The following is a 21,668-nucleotide window of genomic DNA, read 5'->3' on the forward strand; positions in this document are numbered from 1 at the left end:
GGCCTTTAAAAATCTACTTGTAGAGACCCACGAAGATCCCCATTCTTTCCTGGAACATGGAAGTTCCTTTTTCTGAGATTTTAAATCGTATTTCTGTCATTGACCGCGACATTGCAGAGCTCAATCGCTTAAAGAGCCGCCTGCCAGCTGACAGACCGTACTCACCTACCATTCAACTTACATTTGATAAACAAATCAATACTCTGTTAAACGAGAGAGTTTCGTTAATGGAACTCCCGATCCTCCATCCCCCGCTTTGGTTACTTTCCAAAGAAGGATTGGAGCCATCCGCTGAACCATCGGTTCTCAAAGAAAGGAAATCATTACTTGCTGGGGATTTGTCGGTTCCTCATCCCAATGAACAAGATGTCATCAATTTCATACGAGAAATTCCAAAGACAGAAGTGCATCTGCATTTAGAAGCTTGTGTGAACAAAGAAACTTTGAAGTTCCTGTACAAAAAGAACGGAATCGAAGTCACCGACAAAGAGTTTGAAGATAAATACAATTTTAAGGATCTAAATGGTTTCATTCAGGTATTTTTCTTTGTGCAAGGATCTGTGAAAGAAGCATCTGACCTTGGGTATTTTATCGATAGTTTAGCCGATTATTTACGTTCAAATAACATTATCTATTGCGAAGCGTTTTTTGCTCCCTCTAAGTTCATTCAAAATGGTTTGGATTTTGATGAAATGGTAGATGTGATGGTGAATCGGATTCGTCAAATCGAAACCAAGGATGGAATCACCATTCGATTGTTAGTGGATGTTTCTCGATCCTTTGGCCCTGAAAATGCAATGAACAATCTCAAACGAGTTTTGGGATTAAAACAGAAAGAAGTCATTGGAATTGGACTTGGTGGTGCGGAACTTATGGGCCCTGCCAAAGATTATTCCGAAGTGTTTAAAGTCGCACGTGAATCTGGTTTGCGCTGTGTGGCTCACTCTGGCGAAGATGACGGACCATGGGCGATTTGGGATGCGGTAAACCTATGTAAGGCGGAAAGGATTGGGCACGGCACTTCTGCCATCCAAGATCCGGAACTAGTCCGTTATATGAAAGAAAACAAAATCCCTATTGAGATTTGTGTGACTTCGAATGTTTTTACTGGAAAATATGTTCGTAAGGAACAAAACCACCCGGTTCGTTATTATTATGACCAGGGACTGATGTTGTGTATCAATACAGATGATCCAGATATCTTTAATGTAAATTTAACTTACGAATTCTTTAAACTCTATCGCTTTTTGGATTTTTCTATCGATGAAATCATTGATTTGGTGAGACAAGGTGTGCTTTGTACCTTCCATCCAGAAAAAGATTCTTTATGGAAATCTATGGAAGAAAAAATCGATTTAATCAAATTGAAATACAATTTGGTTTCCGAGAAACAAATTGCAGCTGTTTAGGTTTTGTTCGTATTTTTTTAATTATATATAGTTCCTACGATTCATTAGGTACTTTCTTGGCTTAAAACAAAACCTGCATCTCGAGCAGGTGTAATTCCAAAAAAACGTTTGTACTCTCGGCTAAATTGCGAGGGGCTTTCGTATCCAACTCGAAGTGCTGCTGATACCGCATTCATGCCATCATGTGTCATCAGAGCTTTGGCTTTGTGTAATCTCACATTTTTTATGTACTGCAAAGGTGAGGAATTCGTTACGGCCTTAAAACAAGCATGAAAGGTAGAAACACTCATACCGGCATAAATTGCTAAGGTATTTACATTCAGATCCTCTGAAAATGCTTCGTGAATTTTATCCAGTGCCCTAGCGATCATGAAGAAACGCCGATTCTGGTAGGCCATGGCACGTAATGCTTCCCCGTTTTCCCCATAGGTGACCCGATACAGTAATTCTTTTAAGATGATTGGGCCTAGAATGGGAGCATCCTGTGTTGAGGCCATCGCTTGCATCAGCCGCAAGTAAGTATCAGCAATCGGTTCGGTCATTTTTGCGGTATGGATTCCTGAGGGTACATTTTCTGATGCCGTGTTGTCTTCGTCGGGAGACTGGAGAATCTGCGCGATTGTTTCCGGTGTAATGCGTATGGATAGACCCAATGTGGGGGAGGTAGGAGTTGCCAACATCTCACATTCTACAGGTAAGGGCACCGAGATTATCAGATAATGGGAAGGATCCAATACGAAAGACTTGTCTCCGAGAAAAATCCTTTTCTGGCCTTCTGCCAGGAATACCAACATGGCTCCATAAGCTTTGGGTTCTCTTGGTGTTGATAAGGTGGCTCGGTAGATTGAGACAGATTCGCCTAACGGTGATATCAGTGCAGGTTTAGGAACCAATTGATCGTAAAGTTTCCGTATTTCTTGGTTTTTCGCCAGAATCAATTTTGAGTCCATATTTCCTCCGAAAATCAATCTCTCATCACAAATAGAAAAAGCCGCTATTTTTTAGACGCTGCGAGAAACAGGCAATAGTTCCCCAGGAATGTGTATTGTCCAGTTTTTTGAAATGGATTAAGATAATGATCATTAAATCAGAAAAAACGAAAGGGAGATTTACAATGAAAAATATGATTCTAAATACAGGTGCTCCAATACCAATACTAGGTTTCGGAGTCTTTCAGATACCAGAGGCGGCTGAGTGTGAACGTTGCGTTTTGGATGCTTTGGATGTTGGCTACCGGCTGATTGATACAGCATCCGCATATATGAATGAAGAAGCAGTTGGTAAAGCGATCCAAAAAAGTAATATTCCAAGAAAAGATCTGTTTATCACGACGAAACTCTGGATTCAAAGCGATGGTTATGAAGGTACCAAAAAAGCCTTCGAACGATCTTTAAATCGTTTGCAGTTGGACTACTTAGATCTTTACCTTATGCACCAGCCTTATGGGGATGTTTTTGGTGCCTGGCGTGCCATGGAGGAGTTATATAAACAAAGAAAAATTCGATCGATTGGCGTCGCTAACTTTCAAGCAGACCGCTTAATGGATTTAAAAATTCATAATGAAGTGGTCCCTGCCATCAATCAAATTGAAACACATCCTTTTCATCAGCAAATAGAAACACAAAAGTTCCTAATTGAAAACAATGTACAGATCCAATCCTGGGGACCTTTTGCTGAAGGGAAAAATAATATCTTTACGAATGAAAGTTTGGTCGGTATTGGAAAAAACCAAGGGAAATCCGTAGCACAAGTAATTTTACGTTGGTTGGTTCAAAGAGAAATCATAGCCATTCCGAAAACAGTGAACAAAGAACGGATGAAAGAAAACTTTCAGATATTTGATTTTGAACTGAGTCCTTTGGAAATGAATTCAATTTTAGAATTGGATCAAAAGGTAAGTAGCTTTTTTGATCACCGCGATCCAGCCATGGTGAAGTGGTTAGGCGAACGAAAACTCGAAGTTTAAGATAGGGAGAATTCGGATGAAAATGAATCCATTCAAATCCACACTTATGGTAATCATGGCTTTCCTTATGACCGGGAAAGCTGTAGCAGCAGATTTTAAATTAAATCCGTTCACTTTGGCCTACGAAGGGGCAATCACAAAAAACGAACCGGGAAAGGTCAACATCCATCCAGTCACTTACATATTAAATGGATTAGAAATATCGGCAAACGTATACACTCCCGCAAACTTTGATTCCAACCAAAAATATCCTGAAATTGTTGTGGCCCACCCCAATGGTGGGGTCAAGGAACAGGTTGCAGGCCTATTTGCACAAAGATTGGCAGAAGAAGGATATATCACAATCGCAGCCGATGCCGCTTACCAAGGAGCAAGCGGAGGAATTCCGCGCAATGTAGACAAACCTGCAAACCGCGTGGAAGACATTCATGGTATGGCAGACTTTATCACAGGTTATTCGGGAGTTGATAAGTCCCGTTTGGGTTTATTTGGAATCTGTGGTGGAGGTGGTTACTCCTTAAAAGCGGCCCAAACCGATAAACGTTTCCAAAGGATTGCTACATTAAGTATGTTTAACTCCGGTCGAGTTCGTCGGAATGGTTTTGCAGATTCTCAACTGAAAACCATTCAAGTCCGACTGAAACAGGCTTCCGAAGCTCGGGCAAAGGAATTCATTGGCGGAGAAGTGCTATATTCGGGAGATGCGAATCTTACGGATGAGCAAATCGCCAATTTCCCATTTGAAATGTACAGGCAAGGTTATGAATACTATTGGAAAACACATGCACATCCGAACTCGACCTTTAGATACACAACAAGTAGTTTGTTAGACCTTATGAGGTTTGATGTGACAGATCAGATGGACCTTATCGACAAACCTCTGTTAATGCTTGCTGGTAGCAATGCTGACAGCCTATACATGACTGAGGATGCTTTCAAAAAAGCTATTGGAACAAAAGACAAAGAACTATATAAGATCGCGGGTGCCACACATATTGAAACCTATTGGGTTCCCGAATACGTAAACGCCGCTATGGGCAAACTAAAAGTTTTTTTTGTTCGCATGTAATAGGGAGATTTAAATGAAGAAAAGAAAACTCGGAAAAAGTGGACTAACCGTTTCAGAACTTGGCTTAGGTTGTATGGGAATGAGTTTTGGTTATGGTCCCGCTCATAATAAAACTGATATGATTCGATTGATCCAAGTAGCCGTGGAAAGTGGTGTTACATTATTTGATACGGCAGAGGCATACGGGCCCTATACCAATGAAGAACTAATTGGAGAGGCATTGGCACCTTACCGCAAGGACGTAATCATTGCGACAAAGTTTGGATTTAAATTTGGATCTGATGGCGGACAAATTGGACTTGATAGTCGCCCAGAAAATATCAGAGCGGTTGTGGAAGGTGCATTAAAAAGACTTAGGACAGATGTTATCGACATCCTTTACCAACATCGAGTGGATCCAGATGTGCCCATTGAGGATGTGGCTGGAATAGTGAAAACTTTGATTCAGGAAGGGAAAATAAAACATTTTGGTCTTTCGGAAGCTGGTGTCCAAACCATCCGTCGTGCGCATGCTGTCCAACCTGTGACTGCACTTCAAAGTGAATATTCCCTTTGGTGGCGCGAGCCGGAACAAGAAGTTTTGGAAACCTTAGAAGAATTGGGAATTGGTTTTGTAACTTTTAGTCCTCTAGGCAAAGGTTTTTTGACAGGGACAATTGATGGATCAACCAAGTTTGCTGCTAACGATTTTCGTAATATTGTTCCACGCTTTTCGGTGGAAGCAAGAACTGCCAATCAATCACTCATTGAAGTGCTTCAGAAAATTTCCAATACGCATAGAGTAAGCCCAGCACAGATCGCACTCGCTTGGCTTCTCGCACAAAAACCTTGGATTGTTCCTATTCCAGGAACAACAAAACTTGATAGGTTAAAAGAAAATCTGGGATCAACAGAGGTTCAGCTGACTGCTTTAGATTTATCAGAGATTCACGATGTGATCTCAAAGGTAAAAATCCAAGGCACTCGTTATCCAGAACATTTACAAAATCAAGTCGGAAGATAAAAATGAAACAAAGATTAGTCTTGTATCCTTATCTATTAATAGCATTCTTAGTTGCTTTTACTGCAGTTAACGGCAAAAGTGATGCCACAAAAATCACCCTTACGGACCAAGGGAGTTTTGCAGTTGGTGGAACGATTTTAACAAGTCCAGGTATTTTTGATCCATACAACCCAACCGTTGCTGGCCAAACATTCCACGGGGATCATGCTTATGTATTTTATCAAATGCCAGAGAACAGGCGTAAGTTGCCAATTGTATTCTGGCACGGAGCAGGCCAATTCTCAAAAACTTGGGAAACCACTCCTGACGGCAGGGAAGGATTCCAAACTATCTTTCTCAAACGGGGCTTTGGAGTTTATGTAATTGACCAACCTAGGCGTGGCAATGCAGGACGAAGCATTGTAGAGAGTAGCATAAAACCGACTCCAGACGAACAATTTTGGTTTGCTATGTTTCGCATTGGAGTTTGGCCGAACTACTTTCCTGGAGTTCAATTCTCTCGTGATCCGGAGGCGTTAAATCAGTACTTCCGATCTATGACTCCCAACACTGGTCCGTTTGATAACAAAGTTGTTTCCGATGCAGCGACCGCACTTTTTACAAAAATTGGGCCAGCTATATTGGTCACTCATTCTCAAGCAGGTGGGCCGGGATGGATGACTGCCATCAATAGCGAAAATGTTCGAGCCATAGTTTCCTTTGAACCGGGCAGTGGTTTTGTTTTTCCCGAAGGCGAAGTTCCACAAGGCTTACCAAGTGCCGCAGGCATTTTAGAAGGAGTTCCCATTCCGCTCGCTGACTTTAAGAATCTCACTAAAATTCCAATTCTCCTCTACTATGGAGACAACATACCGGATAAACCAACAAAGAGCCCTGGTGAAGACAATTGGCGTGTAAGACTTGTTATGGCTAAAATTTGGCGGGATACTGTAAATCTGCATGGTGGGAAAGTCACATTGATTCATCTCCCTACGATAGGCATTCATGGTAATACACACTTTCCTTTCTCGGATCTGAATAATGTACAAATCGCAGATCATATGTCAGAATATTTGCATAAGGAAGGATTGGATTGAAAAAGTTTGTAGAATGTATAGTTATCGTCTTGTTAGGTGCAATGATTCAGGAAATCAAAGCCGATAACACCGAAAATTCAAATCAGTCATTAACCTTACGCCAGCAGCATATTGTAACTATTGCTGCGTTTACTGCTAAAGGAAAAACTATAGAATTAAATCCAATCCTTCATGAAGGATTGGATTTTGGATTAACCATCAGTGAGGTAAAAGAAATTTTAGTTCATACTTACGCCTATGCAGGTTTTCCTCGCAGTTTGAATGGTCTAAACGTTCTAATGCAAGTGTTGAAGGAACGCGAAAAAAATGGAATTAAAGACAAATTAGGAACGGATGCGCGGCCACTTACAACTAACAAAAGTAAGTTAGAAATAGGCACAGAAATTCAGACCCAATTAATAGGTGCACCGATTCGTGGGGAAGTGTATACCTTCGCGCCCGTGATTGATCAGTTCTTAAAGGAACATCTATTTGCAGATATATTCAGTCGGGATTCTTTAGACTTTCAAAGTCGAGAAATCGCAACTATTTCCATTCTTGCAAGCATTGGAGACGCAGAAGCTCAGCTAAGGTCGCATATGAAAGTTGCTCTTAATGTTGGTCTTACTGAAAGTCAACTCCGGCATTTAGTCTCTATCCTGGAATTAAAAGTTAGCTGGCAGGATGGTCAAGAGGCAAAAAATATTTTGGATCATATCTTGGTTGGGGATTCTAAAATAAGGATAACTTCTCCAGAGGAAGTCTCCGTTAAAAATCAGAACTTTACTGGTAAGGTTTGGGTAGAGATTCTAGTCGGTGACGATCGAACCTGGAACACTCAGATTGGGAATGTTACTTTTTCTCCAAGTTCTCGAACCAATTGGCATTTTCATCCAGGCGGTCAGATATTATTAATAACAAAAGGTAAAGGATACTATCAGGAAAAAGGAAAGTCGGTTCGTATTGTGAAAGCAGGTGATATCATTCAATGTCCACCTAATACACAACATTGGCATGGGGCCACACCCTCGGAAGAATTCAGTCATATAGCCATCGGAACGAACATGCAAGTCGGCCCCGTTACTTGGTTAGAACCTGTGAGTGAAGCGGAATATTCGAGCCAATGAATTTTAATATTTATATAGAAAGTTTATAGTAGATTCAAATGAGATCTGAAATGATTACATATGGCAAAGCTATCGTTTCTCTGAAAATTGAATATAAATCACGGATTTCCACATACCTTGCATAAGTTGTTTTTACATTGTGAAACCCAGCTTTTTTTACAAGAAACTTCGCTCTTGGTAGATGGTAGTATTGGGAAACGATGATTATCGATTCATCAAAATTGGAACCTAAGATGTCCCTTAAGTTATTTGCTGATTTTTCTGTAGTGTATCCTTGGTTGTCAGAAGTGATATGATTAGGATCAATTCCTTGCATGATTAAATAGTCTTTCATCACTTTAGCTTCATCAAAACCTTCTATTGCTATTCCTCCAGAGACAATCATTTTCTGAATCAAATTGGATTGATACAAAGAAACAGTTCTATCCAATCTAGCTTGCAGCCGGTCCGATGGTTTTCCATCTAACTCTACTTTGTTTCCGAGGACTAAGGCTGTATGCGATTTCATTTCTTTTTCTTCGACAAGTCCAGTAGAGATAATATAAGTGAAAGAAATTAGGAAATATGAAAAGGATAATTTGACTAACAAATAAAGTATCTTTTTCATTTGGGTTTGGAAATGAGAGCTCCAAGAAATTCTGAGTTATTCCACTCTTCAATGATTAAACCGTTTTTGAATTTAGAAACTATCATTTCATCCCATTTGATTAATTTACTCGTCTTTAGATTTTTGTTTTTTGAAGGTTTGATTTTTCCTCGTAGAGTTCTTTTCCAAACTATAAACTCTTCTGTTTGAAGTAGGAATTGAATTTTCAAGACTTTTAAATCAGAAAAGAAATTATGTAAATCTTTACTCCATTTTCCGATAATTTTATGTTCACTGTAATCTTTTTTAGATGTATGTACAACATAGTCTTTCGAGAAATACTTTGGAATTTCGGATATGTTATGATTCACTATGAGTTCGTTAAGTATGAATTCAATTTTTTTTTGGTTTTCCATATTTCGTTTCAACCCCAATAGGTCTCTCTCCTCGGTTTGTTTTAATCTATGACTGTTATTTTCATACAAACTGCGGAACTTGGGCAAAGATCCCTAAATTCGGAAGTCATCCTAATTGGTTCTGGAACTATACAGCGGTCCACAGTCACAAATCCTAATCGATGAAAAAAAGCTTCTGCAGTGGTAGTGAGTAAATATAATTCTCTGATTCCCTTAGAATGAGCATAAATTGATAAATCTTTATAAAGTAAAAATCCGATTCCTTTTTTACGAAATGTTTCTTCAACGCATAATGAGCGTAAAAGGCCTATTTCTTCAAATATTTCTAAGCCGATTATTCCAATAATTTTTTCTTTAGTTTTTGCTATAAAGAAATCTTTTAAAATGTTAGGTAGGATATCTTCCGATGGAAGGTTATTCCTTTTGAGTAAAGATTTTATTGTGCCTTCGTGAGTTACGGAAGCTTGGGATAAATAGATTTGATTCATTTGCATTTTAAAAACGCCAAAGAATAATTTATACCAACAGAGTTTAAAACAAATTTATAATTCTCTTATTTCGGTATTTCTTTTACTTCAACTTCCGTTCTAAAATGGCTCCCATAGTGATAGCAAAAAACAGCAAAGATAGATATCGAAATCCAATTTGGATAAAGTATACGTGAATAGGCATTTTGGACATAGGAATTAAAACTAGAATGTCTAAAAGCCAATTGATAGAAATCCAAGAAATGCCAATAATTAATCCTTCTTTTAGGAATCTCGAATCAACTAACAAAAAGTAACGATATAATAAAAAACAAGCACTTAAGGAACCAACCACAATCATAATCGTTTTGAAAAGAAAGAGATCAATTTGAAGTCCGCCATCCTTTGAAAAAAAGAAGATCGAGATAAAAAAAGGAACAAACCAACTTAAAAAACCGTAACCTAAATTCCATTTAATTGCTTTCATATGGACAAACCTCCGTTGTAATTACTAGAGCATTTTCCCTTTTGAGAACAGACGAGGAAAAGAATTTTTTTTTAGTTTTCTAAATTAGGAATAGATTGACAATAAATAGTTTGATATTAAACTATCGTATTAGAGGGATTGGAGCTATTTCAAAACTCCAATAAACCATATGAACCAGCCAGAAACCACCGGGAATTTGAGTGCTTTTGCAACTTCGAACACTATGCCTTCCTATTTTTTGGGACATGGCAGTCCGATGAATGCGATCGAAGAAAATGAATTTGTGGAAGGTCTGCGAGCTCTGGCAAAAACCATTCCGAAACCAAAGGCCATTCTTTGTATTTCAGCTCACTGGGTCACAGAAGGAACCTTTGTGACTGCTATGGAAAACCCTCCCACAATACATGATTTTGGTGGTTTTCCAAAGGCTTTGTTTGATGTAGAATACCCTGCTCCGGGTAGTCCAGAATTAGCAAAACTTGTCCAGTCAGTGATAAAATCGCAAAATGTAAAATTAGATTACGAATGGGGTTTGGATCACGGAGCTTGGAGTGTGATTAAACATATTTACCCTAAGGCAGACATTCCGATCGTTCAGTTGAGTATGGATTACAAAAGCTCTCTAGAACAACATTTTCAATTAGCAAAAGAATTAGCACCGCTACGAAATAAGGGAATCCTTATTATTGCTAGTGGGAATATTGTACATAATTTGCGTATGGTGGCTTGGGATCGACTGAACGAAGTGTACGGTTTCGATTGGGCTTTGGATGTGAATCAAAAGGTAAAAGATTGGATCAAAATAGAGGATTACCAATCGCTAATCCAAATTCGGGATCAGGGTAAAGAATTTGAATGGGCAATACCCACAGCTGAACACTATTTACCATTATTATACACATTAGGAACTAAATTGAATTCGGATGAAATCTCATTTTTTAATGATAAACCTGTTGCCGGCGCATTGACGATGACTTCCGTTAAACTGGATGCGAAGTCATAACAAGGAAAAAGGATACATATGGAAAACCCTTTAGAATATTTAGTTAGAGAGCCCAAGGTTCCAACTGAAAATCCGCCATTGTTACTTTTGTTACATGGAGTTGGTAGTAATGAAGAAGATCTATTCTCCTTAACCAATTATCTTCCTGAATCCTTGTTGGTTGTATCCATCAGAGGTCCGTTGACTTTAGGAAGGGATAGTTATGGATGGTACGAAGTACTATTCACAACAGGACATCCGAAAATTAATTTGGAACAAGAAGGAGAAAGTCGAAAGCTTCTCTTAAATTTTTTAGAGTACCTTAAGTTAAATTACAAATTTGATGAATCCAATGTTTGGATTGGCGGCTTTAGTCAAGGTGCCATCATGTCTTATTCCATCGGCTTGTTGCATCCGGAGAAAGTGAAAGGGATCATTGCTCTCAGTGGGCGATTGCTAGAAGAAAACAAAGCGCAAGTGATTGTTTCAGAGAAAATACTTGATAAAAAAATATTTATCTCTCATGGAATCAATGACCGGGTATTATCAGTGGAATATGCAAGATCTGTAAAAGGATATTTAGAATCGATTGGAGTCCATCCCCATTATCAAGAATACGAAGAAGGTCATAGCATTAATCGAGAGATGTTGAAAGATTTGATTCAATGGTTGGAAGTGGAGTTGGACAATCATAACTAAAAATTAAAATAGAATTTTAATCTAAGTTTCTTTTAGCCGGTGAATTAGGTATCCATTGACATACTAGTTTTGATTTAACATTGTAGTCCCTGATTTATTTATTGGATTATTATAGTGATTCGTTATTTCATCGCATCTTCTTTACTCCATTTGCCAATATATACTAATTCTATTATTTTAAATCTTTGAATTAGATTGGAAATCTGAAAACTATTAAGTAAATCAATTAACTGGCAGCCAAAGGAGGAATAAGCGCAACTCCCCGCGTCTCTAAACCCTATTTTGGCGTTTAATTGCACTACGTTTATTCCCCGAAATGGATGTGATTAACGTGGCCTCTAACGTTTACGCGCTTATGTATAGGGACTATACGCAATGCGTCTATTTCGCAGCAACATCTACTCCAGATAGAATCAATAAAGTTTGAACCCTGAAATCTTAAGGTATGTTTTGCATTGATCCTAATACAAAAAAACCTATGAACCATAGTTGTATGGTCCATAGGTTTTAAGTTAAATTGATTTATGATTTGCTTAACATAAGTTATAGAACTTGTGAATTTAGAAAATCCTAATCAATAATTCCCAATCGTTTGAAGATCAGCGGAATTCGTTCCAGGTAAGGTTTGATTTGAAAAATTTCTTCCAAATCACTATCTTTTAAGATGGAGGAACACCTTGGATCTTGTTTCAAAAGATCACGCAGATTTTTGGATTGGTCTCCCCAGACTGCCATCGCATTTTCTTGTACAATTAGATAAGCATCTTCTCTAGAAATCCCACCTTTTTCAATCAGCCATAACAAAACTTTTTGAGAAAAAATAAGGCCACGAGTTACGTTTAATGTGCGTTCTGTGGCATCTGGATACACATGAAGTCCTTTAAGTACAAAATTCATTTTTTCCAAAATGTAATCTAGGGCAATGGTGGAATCGGGAAGTACAATTCGTTCGGCAGAGGAATGAGAAATATCTCTTTCATGCCAAAGTCCCACGTTCTGTAATCCAACGTTTACGTTAGAACGAATGACTCTGGAGATTCCAGAAATACGCTCACATACAACGGGGTTACGTTTGTGAGGCATAGCCGAAGAACCTTTTTGGCCTTTGGCAAATGGTTCTTCTACTTCGCGTCCTTCTGTTTTTTGTAAGAGGCGAATTTCTGTAGCCATACGATCTAAACTCGCAGCCACTACACCTAGAACCGACATATAGAATGCATGGCGATCCCGCGAGATCACTTGTGTTGCAATGGGGTCTACCTTCAGACCAAGTTTATTTAGAACGTATTCTTCAATTTCTAGGTCAATATTGGAATAGGTTCCCACGGCCCCGGACAATTTACCTACGGCAATTTGTTCTCGTGCATCTTTCATCCGTTCTAAGTTACGTGTCATCTCAGCAAAGAAGAGGGCAAACTTTAATCCTAAGGTCATCGGCTCTGCATGGATTCCATGAGAACGTCCGATACAAGGGAGGTCTTTGTACTCTTTTGCTTTTTCTTTTGTTGTTTGTAAAAGTGTTTCGGTCCTTTGGATGAGAAGATCCATTGCTTGGACCATTTGTACACAAAGTGCTGTGTCCCCTACATCACTGGAAGTCAGTCCGAAGTGAACATGGCGGCCAGCAGGCCCAATATAAGAATTCAGGTTTGTTAAATAGGCAATCACATCATGGTGAACTTTGGATTCGATTTCTAAAATCTCTTCAACGTTGAATTTTGCCTTTTGTTTGATGGTTTCGAGGTCTTCTTTCGGGACTTCTCCGCGGTTGGCACGAGCTTCGCAGGCATAAATTTCAATATCTGTCCAAATCTTAAATTTGTTCTCTAATTCCCAGATGGCGGAAATCTCTGGATGGCTATAACGATCGATCATAAGGGCAGTCTTTCAGTAGAAAGTTCTCTTTCAACTGGGAATTTTACGATTGCCGAACGATGTTCGAGAATCAAGTTTAGAATCTAGTAATAAATCCTAGGGGGGCATATGTCCAAAGAATTCGAAGGAAAAGTAGCACTGGTAACAGGAGCTGCCTCTCCCATTGGTTTGGGAAGAGCTATCGCAAACCGTATCGCATCGCATGGTGCAAGTTTGGTGCTTGTTGACTTGAATCAGGAAAAAATTGAAGAAGCTGCAAGAGAAGTTGAAGCAAAATTTGGTGTGAAGGCAATCGGTGTTGCTTGTAACGTAACAAAACCAGAAGATTGTGACGCTGCTATTAGCAAAACAAAGGAAGCTTTTGGAAAATTAGACTTTCTTGTGAACAACGCGGGAGTTTTGAAAGATAACCTTCTCATTCGTATGTCTGAACAAGAATACGATTTCGTAATGGACGTGAATTGTAAGGGAGTTTTCCTTATGACTAAATCCGCAAGTAAATTGATTCTTAAATCTGACTCTGGTCGGATCGTAAATATCTCCTCGGTTTCTGGACTCACAGGGCAACCGGGACAAGCAAACTATTCTACTTCCAAAGCCGGAGTGATTGCTTTAACTAAAGTTTCTGCTCGTGAATTTTCTGGAAGAAACGTGTTAGTAAATGCAGTTTGCCCTGGATACGTTCAAACAGAAATGACAGGAACTCTTTCAAAAGAAGTCCAAGACAAGTTGACGGATCCTTCTGTGATTCCACTCAAACGTCCAGGAAAACAAGAAGAGATCGCATCTGCTGTTAAGTTTTTCTTAAGCAACGATGCATCTTACATTACTGGAACTTACCTCCGTGTTGACGGTGGCGCAGCTATCGGGATGTAGATTTTTTATCCTTTGCCTTAGGTGCGGATGTGATTGGTTTAATCGCCTTTTGCACCTTAGGCGAAGATGGCTTTGTTTTAGTTTCATTTGTGTTCTTTTTATCTTTAGCAGTTTCTATCTTTAGGTTGTCTAAAGTCGGTTTCTTTTTTTCTTCGATGACTGGTGGTGATTGGATTTCGTATTCATAGCGAACCGTTGAACTCCAGTTTCCTGCAAAATCTCTTACACTCGCAAGCACTGTATGTTTCCCAGGTTCGTATAAAATTTCTGGTTCAAAGATTTCTAAACGTCCGTCTTTGGGAAAAAACTCTGCCTTTCCTGGGATACCGTCTACAGTGATATCAAAACCATCTGGCATAATTCCTGATCCAACATCCACTGCCTTTAGATACAAAGCAAAGTCTTCCCTAGGATAAACCGTTTTATTCATAAATTCATGTAGATAAATATTTGGTGGAGTTTGGTCTGAAAGAACAACAAAGAGGCCTGTTTTACGCAGTCTAACTTTGAAAAACTGACCCCAGGAACTAAAAGAAGATCCATTTATCTTTTTTACATTTCCATTGGCTAAAACTTCATATAAATCGGCCGAATTGATATCTTTGGTTTTGGGAACTTTTACATAGAGATCATAACCTAAATTGAAGTCTTTAAAATCAGGACCAATTTTGTATACACTGGAGAGTTGGTTGAGTCCCTGTGTGTTGATTTGGATTTGTTCTTGGGCTTCAATTTCAAAAAATGCTTTTGAATATACTGCGTTGACAGGAAAAAATAATTCTACCTTTGTATCTTTCGATTTAAAAGTAGTATAACGATCGTAATACACATTGTATTTCCATTCTTTAGTAACTATGTGGCTATAATCACCTTGGTCTTTCAGGATAAAAAAGGAAGCAAAAGACATTTGTCCACCCATTCCCGTAGCCCTTATCGTGATTTCTTTTGGCTCTCCCATTCGCATCTGTTCGCTATCAAGAAGTCCTTGTTCTCTACCATTACTTCTCATTCCCAAGAGATCATTTCCATCACGAGTATGTAGATAATAAGAAAATGGATTTCCGTTTGGTTTACTTACAGAACTATCATACAACAAAACGTTTTTTCTTGTATGTTCTTTTAGAATTTTTGAGAGCTGAAAGCCTTGTAAAACGTTTTCACCAATTAACATATCCAAAGTGAAAATGCCTAAACGATTGCTATTGGATTTTTGATGGATGGCAATTTGGATTCCCACCTTCCCTTGGATAAAAAGAGTGGGAGACTCTGATAATTCAAATCGATTTCCTGCAGCTTCATAAAATGGAATTTCGACAGCTTCATTTCGACCATTGATAAAGGTTCTTGGTGTTTGAGGTGTGATGCGTAGTGCATTGAATACAATGGGTTCTGCCACATTATAACCCAAACCATAATGCATGGGGTTGTAATATACATTATCTTTAAAAAGTTCAAAATGAAGGTGCGGTGGCCCAACGCCCGTATCACCCGAAAAAGCAATGGTTTCGCCCACTTCCACATCCACGGCTTCAGGAAGTGCAATATCGAAATCAGTTCGATCTTTGTATCGTTTTGCTTGTTTCGATTTTAAAATCTGTTTGATGATTTTTTGAGAGAATTTATGCAGATGACCATAACGAGATGTCATTCCATCATCATGCTGCAGAAAAAGCGCATAACCAATGCTAGTCCATCGTCTTTGAACTCTTGTTACTTTTCCTTTGGCGACAGCAAGAATAGGTATTCCAATTTTTCCACCTGTCGAAAAATCCTGACCCATATGGAAGTGACCGGTTCTAAATTCTCCAAAAGCACCGGTAATCGTATCATAACCTTTTACTGGCCAAACATATGGATTTTTTAAAACAAAACCTGGCGGGAAATCAGAGACAGATATTGCAGAGAGAGGATAAAGAGAGAGGATAAGTACTAATACGAAGGAACGCAACATCAGATTTCATTATTATTTTCGGCGCTTATGGTGAAAAGACTTATAAGAATCGAGGGGCGTTTGTATTTTTCCCCTCGATCGCGGAGTTTTTTATTTAAAAACGGGTCTACGTTTTTCCTTTAGTGCTGTCATTGCTTCGAGTAAGTTATCAACAACACCAGGTTGTTCAAAAGATTTAATCGTATCTTTTTTATATTGTTCTAGGTTTGCGAGTAAAGCTCCATTTAATGTATTCTTAGTCGAGCGGTAAGCAGCAGATGGAACTTTAGAAAGTGTTTCTAATTTTTTTAAAGCGATCTTTCTTACTTCATCTGGGGTTGGGGCAATTTCATCAATGAGGCCAATTTTTTTGGCTTCAGCACCTTTGTAAGTAGTTCCTTCCAAACATACTTCTGCCCAATACCTTGGATCCACACACATTTTGATACGATCAATAAAACTTCCAGGCAATGGCAAACCGACATTGACTTCTGTAAATCCGATCCTTCCCTTTCCATCCAACATATATTTAAAATCAGAGGCAACTGTGATTACAGCACCACCACCCATCGCATGGCCCGTAACTTCGGTAATGAGTGGTTTGTCAAATTTAACCAGTTCCCCAAAAAGAATTACAATTCCACCCACTTCATCGATAAGTTTGTCTCTACTCGTTGAAAGTAGGTTTTCCGCATCCAGACCATTACAAAAAAACTTTGGGTTATCTGTGGTTAGGATGACACCTCGTTTGGAATTGTCGGCTTTGATTTCATTTAAGATCTCGCCCAGGTCTTTCATATTTTGACCTGTTAATGAGTTTTGATCATTCATTTGAAAGCGAATGATTTCGCCTTTACCGTTGGGAACATCGATGACTTCGCGTTTGTAGTTCATTGTTTACTTCTTTTCTTTAATAAATTATGGTTGAGGAGGAGATTCCGCTGAATCAGAATTAGGTGGTAGATCTGTAGATTCCGGAGAAGGGTTTGTATTTTCTGGAATGATAGGAGGAGTGATTGGAATTTCTATTTTGACTTGGCTGAGAAGTGTAGGAGTCGGTGGCGGTTCTTTGCCTGTTTCCTTTATGAACTTTTCCTTTTTCTCTTTTTTACGTTGTTCTTCGACTTTCTGCTCTTCCATTTTTACGTATTCATCGAATTCGTTTGGAGCCATAAAGACTAACATTTTTTCATCATCTGCTGCGTGTTCAATAAAAGCACCCATATGACGACCTGCAATAAAAACAACTTTTTCATGATTGGAAAAGAGTTTCATCACTCGTTCGAATACTTCGACTTCTTCTTTTCCAAGTTCAGGAACTACTCTAACATCAAAACAGATACGTTCTGTTTGTATGGATTTTAAAAAATTGGGAGTGAATATTTTTTTGAATTCTGGAAATACATAACGTTTGAGATTGGCACGGCATTGAAATAAAACACGTCCATGGCCTCGATCCACCACAACAAAGGACATATTGTCTCTCGTTTTGGAAGACTCGCTGAATTTATATTCTTCAATATGAGAATGGATTCTATCTAGCAGCGGTTGTTTGATCAGAGGTTTCACCATATAATCGGTAAAACCTAGTGCTTTTAGATTTGCTACAAAATTGGCGTCCTCTTTCGGAATCATTGCCATGATGGGAATGTTATGGGTAATTACGTCTCGACGAAGTTCCAAAACAAATTCCAATTCTTTTTTATCTTTAAAAGTTAAACCCATCAGAATGATATCTGGGTTAGAGGATTTAACATACTCTTGCACAGTTTGCGAAAATTTTGTAATGACTACTCGTTGGCGTAAACCAAGGAAGATGTTTTCCAAATCTTGTGCGGAATTTGGATCGTTTTCAATCGCCATAATGAAATGCATATTTTTTTTAAATCAAACCCTCTTCCGAAGCCACTCGAAACAAATTCCCGACTTTCTTTTGTTTTTCTGACAAAATTTTATCTGTCAATACTTCTTTGACCACATCTTCGTGAATCGAATGAAGAAGTTCAAAATCCCTTTTGTAATCAGAAATTGTCATTTTACCAAAAAGTATGTTTGCTTGGAATTGATAAATTTGATGTTCCATAAGGAAACGTAAGGTATCATAATCCTCAACTGCTTCTGCTGTGATTACCGCCTCTCTGTTATCAGCAAGACGTTTGCAATAATCAATAAAAGCTAAGTTATCTAAAAATTTAATCTGGTCTTCTTCAATTTTGAATTTAAAACTGATCGGATCTAATTTGAATTCTTTGATCATAATCCCAAGATCCAAAACAATTTGGTGAGACTGACTTTTGACGCCAAAGTCATCCGCCGCAAAACTCATTCCATGCGAATAAAAAGCATGACATACATCCTTTAATGGATAATGGGAATCATCATACGGTTTTTCGACTAATTCAAAACGAATATTTTCTGGAAGTAGGTCTTTGTTTTGAATTAGTTTTTTCAATCGATCCACACGGTTTGCATGGGAAAAAGTATCAATCAACGATTGAGGGGAAATATTGAATTTTAAAAGTCCTGGTGCCCCTTCACAAGCAATGATGAGTTTTTCTAAAATTAAAAGTTCAATCCTGTTTAGGTCTTGGTCAGAAGGAATGTCATTGATTAAATCTTTATAGCCAATATAGGCCCCGCCACCCAAAAACACTTCTCCACCTTTGACAGAATATGTTTTGTCTTTTGGATTGAAGATCACAGTGGGTTGGATCATGGCCTCATGAACTGATCCAGAAATATAGGTATTGGCTTTATTGTAGTAAGTCCAACTCCAACGAACTAAGTTATCGTTTAGATTTTTTTCCGAAGATTTATAGAGTTCATTATAGATTTCATCACTGTCAGAAATAAAATTGGATTGGGTTCTTGAAACTCCAAAGTGAAAAGAAGCCGTTTTATTTTGCATACATTGCTGTTGGAATTTACCGACAGCATTTTCGATATTAGGGAATCTTTCAATGTCCCACTCAAAGAGCGGTGAAATTCCCATAATTAAAATGTTTTGTTTTTCTATATAATGAAATCCGAAACAGATATCTTCCAAATCTAAACAGGTATAAAACTCCGTTCGAAGTAGGTCCAAAAAATCAGTTAGATCAATACCGCTGACGTTTTCAAAACGAATGAGAAAGAGAGGTTTCCCTTGGTTCTCTTGAATAAAATGTTTTTTGAACACATCTAAGTCCTTCATACCAAAATAATAAGGACCTGTTAAAAGTTGATTTTTCAAATGTAGCCTTCGTATATGAATTGATTCTCTAACGACTTCTTGTAAATTTATGAGAATTCAAAAGAAAAGGCAACAAGGATAGTAACTTATGTTTAGTTTTATTTGGTTTTTACTCATTGGTCTTGCGGCAGGTTGGCTTGCAGGTCGTATTTTACGTGGAAGAGGATTTGGACTGATTGCCAATTTGGTAATTGGTGTCGTGGGTTCCTTTTTAGGTGGAATTCTATTTGGACTCTTAGGTTTTCGCTCTTATGGACTCATTGCCGAGCTTATTGTGGCGGTGATTGGGGCCATTTTACTGATCTTCATCGCAGGATTGATCAAAAAAAGATAAACCGACGAATTTGGATTTTTCTGCGCTAACATCAGTAGTGAGCAAAGGAGATACAAATCAGATGCAGACAGGGCGACATAACTCGTCCCTGTCTTTGGGAGAAAAATTTTAATCTAACTCTACCCCGTCACCTAACTCAAAGTTGGAGCTCACACCTTGCACGTCGTCGTTGGCTTCCAAGTTTTCAATCAGCTTCATTACTTTCTCAGCGGTTTCTTTATCGTTCACTTCGACAGTTGTCATCGGAATGTATTTAATTTCCGATTCTTCCATATTCAATCCCTTGGTAGAAAGAGCGGATTGGACTGCCTCATATTCTGCAGGAGTTGTGAGTACCACATACATCCCATCATTGACTTGGATGTCTTCAGCGCCAGCACTCAGTGCTAAATCAAAGAGAGATTCTTCGGAAATTTGATCTGCCTTTAGGGTGAGTTGGCCCTTTCGTTCGAATAGACGAGAAACGGCACCTGCGTTGGCAAGCGACCCACCTAATTTCGTTAGAATACTTTTAATCTCAGGAGTCGTTCGCGATTTTTTATCGGTTAGTACATCCACCATAATCGCAACACCACCAGGTGCGTAACATTCGTACAGGCACTCTTCATAGACCATGCCCTCCAAACCACCGGTACCTTTTTTGATGGCACGTTCGATGTTGTCCTTTGGCATATTGGCAGCTTTTGCTTTTGTAACAGCAAGGCGAAGTCTTGGATTTCCTTCTTGGTCTCCACCACCATCTTTGGCTGCTACGGAAATTTCTTTGGCAATCCTTGTAAAGATGGCGCCTCTTTTGGCGTCAATGGCTCCCTTTTTTCTTCGAATCGTCGCCCATTTCGAGTGTCCTGACATTGTTTTCTCCCATGGCTAGGATTTTGGATTCAAAAGATTTTTCAACAGATTTAAGTCGCCCTAGTTTCTTGACTCAGAGAGAAAATTCCAAAGTACTGTAAAAAAACATCAATAAGGCTACCCATGATCGACTTTTCCATCACCGATGAACAAAAAGCCCTCCGCGATTTAGCGAGAGATTTCGCCAAAAATGAAATGATTCCAAAGGCGGAACACCATGACCACACAGGTGAATATCCGAAAGAAGTATTAAAAAAAGCTTTTGACGTAGGCCTTATGAATATGCACATCCCAGCGGAATACGGTGGTGCAGGCCTCGGTGTTTTGGACGAACTCATCGCTTCAGAAGAGTTGTTTTATGGTTGTTCCGGAATGGCAACTGCCATCCTTGCAAACAATCTTGCATTAGCGCCTGTTCTACTCGGGGCTGATGACTATGTAATGAAAAAATTCATCCAACCAATGTCGGAAACCTTCACTCTTGCTGCTTATGCAGTAACAGAGCCTGGGGCAGGATCTGACGTAGCCGGAATTCGCACGGTTGCAAAACGTGTGGGCGACGAATACATCATCAATGGATCCAAAATGTGGATCACAAATGCAGGTCATGCAGACTGGTTTTTTGTTTTAGCAAAAACAGATCCAAATGCCGGCCACAAAGGTATGACTGGATTCATCGTAGATGCCAAAACTCCTGGAATCATTATCGGTAAAAAAGAAAAAAATATGGGACAACGTTGTTCCGACACTCGCGGTGTTACCTTCGAAGATGTAAAAGTTCCCAAAGAAAACATGATCGGGAAAGAAGGGGACGGATTCAAAATTGCTATGGGTGCTTTTGATAAAACTCGTCCAGCCGTTGCGATTGGAGCTGTTGGTGTGGCTCGTGCGGCCCTTGATCATTCCATTCGTTATGCAAACACTCGTAATGCGTTCGGAAAACCGATTTCTGTCAACCAAGGTGTTAGTTTTATGATCGCCGAAATGGCTCGTGACATTGAAGCGGGAAGACTACTCTGTTGGCAATCTGCTTGGCTTATTGATAGCGGATACAGGAACACATACCAAGCATCCATCGCAAAAGTATTTTGTGCCGATATGGCTATGCGTGTCACTACAGATGCAGTTCAGATCTTTGGTGGTTACGGATTTAACGAAGAATACCCTGTAGAAAAATTAATGCGCGATGCTAAAATTTTCCAAATCTACGAAGGTACTTCACAAATCCAACGTGTGATCATATCCAAATTTCTCAATGACGGGGTTGGGATCGAAACTCCTAACGCGTAAAGATTGGATTTAG

At 39.0% G+C, this 21,668-nt stretch carries 22 protein-coding genes; 11 read left to right on the top strand and 11 right to left on the bottom strand.

Annotated elements, in window-relative coordinates:
• The first annotated feature begins 56 nt into the window (after positions 1 to 56).
• Complete coding sequence (add, locus tag JWG40_RS14560) at positions 57 to 1,409, top strand: adenosine deaminase (RefSeq protein WP_205286503.1); 1,353 nt, start codon at positions 57 to 59, stop codon at positions 1,407 to 1,409.
• Between the two features lie 44 nt (positions 1,410 to 1,453).
• Here the strand turns inward: add and JWG40_RS14565 are convergent, their stop codons facing one another.
• Positions 1,454 to 2,359: an AraC family transcriptional regulator gene (locus JWG40_RS14565; RefSeq protein ID WP_205286504.1), complete on the bottom strand. Its 906-nt coding sequence runs from the start codon at positions 2,357 to 2,359 to the stop codon at positions 1,454 to 1,456.
• Between the two features lie 164 nt (positions 2,360 to 2,523).
• Between JWG40_RS14565 and JWG40_RS14570 the strand changes: the two genes are divergently transcribed.
• The 5 genes from JWG40_RS14570 to JWG40_RS14590 are packed head-to-tail and all read left to right on the top strand — an operon-like array spanning position 2,524 to position 7,629.
• Positions 2,524 to 3,375, top strand: a complete 852-nt coding sequence (locus JWG40_RS14570) for an aldo/keto reductase (RefSeq protein WP_205286505.1) — start codon at positions 2,524 to 2,526, stop codon at positions 3,373 to 3,375.
• Positions 3,376 to 3,397: 22 nt separating this feature from the next.
• A complete protein-coding gene (locus JWG40_RS14575) occupies positions 3,398 to 4,444 on the top strand; it encodes an alpha/beta hydrolase (RefSeq protein WP_205286506.1) in 1,047 nt (348 codons plus the stop codon).
• 13 nt (positions 4,445 to 4,457) lie between these two features.
• A complete protein-coding gene (locus JWG40_RS14580) occupies positions 4,458 to 5,447 on the top strand; it encodes an aldo/keto reductase (RefSeq protein WP_205286507.1) in 990 nt (329 codons plus the stop codon).
• A 2-nt stretch (positions 5,448 to 5,449) separates the two neighbouring features.
• Complete coding sequence (locus JWG40_RS14585) at positions 5,450 to 6,523, top strand: alpha/beta hydrolase (protein ID WP_205286508.1); 1,074 nt, start codon at positions 5,450 to 5,452, stop codon at positions 6,521 to 6,523.
• Positions 6,520 to 7,629 (top strand): carboxymuconolactone decarboxylase family protein, encoded by a 1,110-nt coding sequence (locus JWG40_RS14590; protein ID WP_205286509.1) that lies wholly within the window; start codon positions 6,520 to 6,522, stop codon positions 7,627 to 7,629. Before JWG40_RS14585 ends, JWG40_RS14590 begins: the two co-directional genes overlap by 4 nt.
• Positions 7,630 to 7,663: 34 nt before the next feature.
• Here the strand turns inward: JWG40_RS14590 and JWG40_RS14595 are convergent, their stop codons facing one another.
• From JWG40_RS14595 to JWG40_RS14610, 4 genes are all read right to left on the bottom strand, one after another.
• Positions 7,664 to 8,236 carry a YdcF family protein gene (locus tag JWG40_RS14595; RefSeq protein WP_205286510.1) on the bottom strand — a complete coding sequence of 191 codons (573 nt, stop codon included), beginning with the start codon at positions 8,234 to 8,236 and terminating at the stop codon, positions 7,664 to 7,666.
• The gene (locus JWG40_RS14600) at positions 8,233 to 8,631 is read right to left on the bottom strand and encodes an ester cyclase (RefSeq protein ID WP_205286511.1); all 399 of its coding nucleotides are present in this window, start codon (positions 8,629 to 8,631) and stop codon (positions 8,233 to 8,235) included. The genes JWG40_RS14595 and JWG40_RS14600 overlap by 4 nt, the downstream gene beginning before the upstream one ends.
• A gap of 41 nt (positions 8,632 to 8,672) precedes the next feature.
• Positions 8,673 to 9,119 (bottom strand): arsenic resistance N-acetyltransferase ArsN2, encoded by a 447-nt coding sequence (gene arsN2, locus JWG40_RS14605; protein ID WP_205286512.1) that lies wholly within the window; start codon positions 9,117 to 9,119, stop codon positions 8,673 to 8,675.
• 82 nt (positions 9,120 to 9,201) lie between these two features.
• Positions 9,202 to 9,585: a hypothetical protein gene (locus tag JWG40_RS14610; RefSeq protein WP_205286513.1), complete on the bottom strand. Its 384-nt coding sequence runs from the start codon at positions 9,583 to 9,585 to the stop codon at positions 9,202 to 9,204.
• 169 nt (positions 9,586 to 9,754) lie between these two features.
• Here JWG40_RS14610 and ygiD point away from each other — a divergent pair, with 169 nt between their 5' ends.
• Together ygiD and JWG40_RS14620 are read left to right on the top strand one after the other, a co-directional pair.
• Complete coding sequence (ygiD, locus tag JWG40_RS14615; protein ID WP_205286514.1) at positions 9,755 to 10,588, top strand: 4,5-DOPA-extradiol-dioxygenase; 834 nt, start codon at positions 9,755 to 9,757, stop codon at positions 10,586 to 10,588.
• 18 nt (positions 10,589 to 10,606) lie between these two features.
• On the top strand, positions 10,607 to 11,266 hold the full coding sequence (locus tag JWG40_RS14620; RefSeq protein ID WP_205286515.1) for an alpha/beta hydrolase: 660 nt from the start codon (positions 10,607 to 10,609) through the stop codon (positions 11,264 to 11,266).
• Positions 11,267 to 11,836: 570 nt separating this feature from the next.
• Here JWG40_RS14620 and purB read toward each other — a convergent pair.
• On the bottom strand, positions 11,837 to 13,141 hold the full coding sequence (purB, locus tag JWG40_RS14625; RefSeq protein ID WP_205286516.1) for an adenylosuccinate lyase: 1,305 nt from the start codon (positions 13,139 to 13,141) through the stop codon (positions 11,837 to 11,839).
• Between the two features lie 108 nt (positions 13,142 to 13,249).
• Here purB and JWG40_RS14630 point away from each other — a divergent pair, with 108 nt between their 5' ends.
• Positions 13,250 to 14,017 carry a glucose 1-dehydrogenase gene (locus JWG40_RS14630; RefSeq protein WP_002972927.1) on the top strand — a complete coding sequence of 256 codons (768 nt, stop codon included), beginning with the start codon at positions 13,250 to 13,252 and terminating at the stop codon, positions 14,015 to 14,017.
• Here JWG40_RS14630 and JWG40_RS14635 read toward each other — a convergent pair.
• From JWG40_RS14635 to JWG40_RS14650, 4 genes are all read right to left on the bottom strand, one after another.
• Positions 14,004 to 15,968 (bottom strand): M23 family metallopeptidase, encoded by a 1,965-nt coding sequence (locus tag JWG40_RS14635; RefSeq protein WP_205286517.1) that lies wholly within the window; start codon positions 15,966 to 15,968, stop codon positions 14,004 to 14,006. The genes JWG40_RS14630 and JWG40_RS14635 overlap by 14 nt on opposite strands.
• A 90-nt stretch (positions 15,969 to 16,058) precedes the next feature.
• Positions 16,059 to 16,841 carry an enoyl-CoA hydratase/isomerase family protein gene (locus JWG40_RS14640; protein WP_205286518.1) on the bottom strand — a complete coding sequence of 261 codons (783 nt, stop codon included), beginning with the start codon at positions 16,839 to 16,841 and terminating at the stop codon, positions 16,059 to 16,061.
• Between the two features lie 24 nt (positions 16,842 to 16,865).
• Positions 16,866 to 17,822, bottom strand: coding sequence for a response regulator (locus JWG40_RS14645; RefSeq protein WP_205286519.1), 957 nt, complete (start codon positions 17,820 to 17,822; stop codon positions 16,866 to 16,868).
• Positions 17,823 to 17,829: 7 nt separating this feature from the next.
• Positions 17,830 to 19,140 (bottom strand): EAL domain-containing protein, encoded by a 1,311-nt coding sequence (locus JWG40_RS14650; protein ID WP_205286666.1) that lies wholly within the window; start codon positions 19,138 to 19,140, stop codon positions 17,830 to 17,832.
• Between the two features lie 127 nt (positions 19,141 to 19,267).
• On the opposite strand from JWG40_RS14650, the gene JWG40_RS14655 reads away from it, so the two are divergent.
• Positions 19,268 to 19,513 carry a GlsB/YeaQ/YmgE family stress response membrane protein gene (locus JWG40_RS14655; protein ID WP_205286520.1) on the top strand — a complete coding sequence of 82 codons (246 nt, stop codon included), beginning with the start codon at positions 19,268 to 19,270 and terminating at the stop codon, positions 19,511 to 19,513.
• Between the two features lie 108 nt (positions 19,514 to 19,621).
• Here the strand turns inward: JWG40_RS14655 and JWG40_RS14660 are convergent, their stop codons facing one another.
• Positions 19,622 to 20,365 carry a YebC/PmpR family DNA-binding transcriptional regulator gene (locus JWG40_RS14660; protein WP_205286521.1) on the bottom strand — a complete coding sequence of 248 codons (744 nt, stop codon included), beginning with the start codon at positions 20,363 to 20,365 and terminating at the stop codon, positions 19,622 to 19,624.
• Positions 20,366 to 20,488: 123 nt separating this feature from the next.
• Between JWG40_RS14660 and JWG40_RS14665 the strand changes: the two genes are divergently transcribed.
• Positions 20,489 to 21,655 carry an acyl-CoA dehydrogenase family protein gene (locus JWG40_RS14665; RefSeq protein ID WP_232369393.1) on the top strand — a complete coding sequence of 389 codons (1,167 nt, stop codon included), beginning with the start codon at positions 20,489 to 20,491 and terminating at the stop codon, positions 21,653 to 21,655.
• Positions 21,656 to 21,668 lie beyond the last annotated feature (13 nt).

It is taken from the genome of Leptospira abararensis (genome assembly GCF_016918735.1).
Taxonomy (GTDB): Bacteria; Spirochaetota; Leptospiria; order Leptospirales; family Leptospiraceae; genus Leptospira_A; species Leptospira_A abararensis.

Bases quoted from the DNA above. Each gene is read 5' to 3' on its own strand.
- add (WP_205286503.1), top strand. From the start codon at position 57: ATGGAAGTTCCTTTTTCTGAGATTTTAAATCGTATTTCTGTCATTGAC.
- JWG40_RS14565 (WP_205286504.1), bottom strand. From the start codon at position 2,359: ATGGACTCAAAATTGATTCTGGCGAAAAACCAAGAAATACGGAAACTT.
- JWG40_RS14570 (WP_205286505.1), top strand. From the start codon at position 2,524: ATGAAAAATATGATTCTAAATACAGGTGCTCCAATACCAATACTAGGT.
- JWG40_RS14575 (WP_205286506.1), top strand. From the start codon at position 3,398: ATGAATCCATTCAAATCCACACTTATGGTAATCATGGCTTTCCTTATG.
- JWG40_RS14580 (WP_205286507.1), top strand. From the start codon at position 4,458: ATGAAGAAAAGAAAACTCGGAAAAAGTGGACTAACCGTTTCAGAACTT.
- JWG40_RS14585 (WP_205286508.1), top strand. From the start codon at position 5,450: ATGAAACAAAGATTAGTCTTGTATCCTTATCTATTAATAGCATTCTTA.
- JWG40_RS14595 (WP_205286510.1), bottom strand. From the start codon at position 8,236: ATGAAAAAGATACTTTATTTGTTAGTCAAATTATCCTTTTCATATTTC.
- JWG40_RS14600 (WP_205286511.1), bottom strand. From the start codon at position 8,631: ATGGAAAACCAAAAAAAAATTGAATTCATACTTAACGAACTCATAGTG.
- arsN2 (WP_205286512.1), bottom strand. From the start codon at position 9,119: ATGAATCAAATCTATTTATCCCAAGCTTCCGTAACTCACGAAGGCACA.
- JWG40_RS14610 (WP_205286513.1), bottom strand. From the start codon at position 9,585: ATGAAAGCAATTAAATGGAATTTAGGTTACGGTTTTTTAAGTTGGTTT.
- ygiD (WP_205286514.1), top strand. From the start codon at position 9,755: ATGAACCAGCCAGAAACCACCGGGAATTTGAGTGCTTTTGCAACTTCG.
- JWG40_RS14620 (WP_205286515.1), top strand. From the start codon at position 10,607: ATGGAAAACCCTTTAGAATATTTAGTTAGAGAGCCCAAGGTTCCAACT.
- purB (WP_205286516.1), bottom strand. From the start codon at position 13,141: ATGATCGATCGTTATAGCCATCCAGAGATTTCCGCCATCTGGGAATTA.
- JWG40_RS14630 (WP_002972927.1), top strand. From the start codon at position 13,250: ATGTCCAAAGAATTCGAAGGAAAAGTAGCACTGGTAACAGGAGCTGCC.
- JWG40_RS14635 (WP_205286517.1), bottom strand. From the start codon at position 15,968: ATGTTGCGTTCCTTCGTATTAGTACTTATCCTCTCTCTTTATCCTCTC.
- JWG40_RS14640 (WP_205286518.1), bottom strand. From the start codon at position 16,841: ATGAACTACAAACGCGAAGTCATCGATGTTCCCAACGGTAAAGGCGAA.
- JWG40_RS14645 (WP_205286519.1), bottom strand. From the start codon at position 17,822: ATGCATTTCATTATGGCGATTGAAAACGATCCAAATTCCGCACAAGAT.
- JWG40_RS14650 (WP_205286666.1), bottom strand. From the start codon at position 19,140: ATGAAGGACTTAGATGTGTTCAAAAAACATTTTATTCAAGAGAACCAA.
- JWG40_RS14655 (WP_205286520.1), top strand. From the start codon at position 19,268: ATGTTTAGTTTTATTTGGTTTTTACTCATTGGTCTTGCGGCAGGTTGG.
- JWG40_RS14660 (WP_205286521.1), bottom strand. From the start codon at position 20,365: ATGTCAGGACACTCGAAATGGGCGACGATTCGAAGAAAAAAGGGAGCC.
- JWG40_RS14665 (WP_232369393.1), top strand. From the start codon at position 20,489: ATGATCGACTTTTCCATCACCGATGAACAAAAAGCCCTCCGCGATTTA.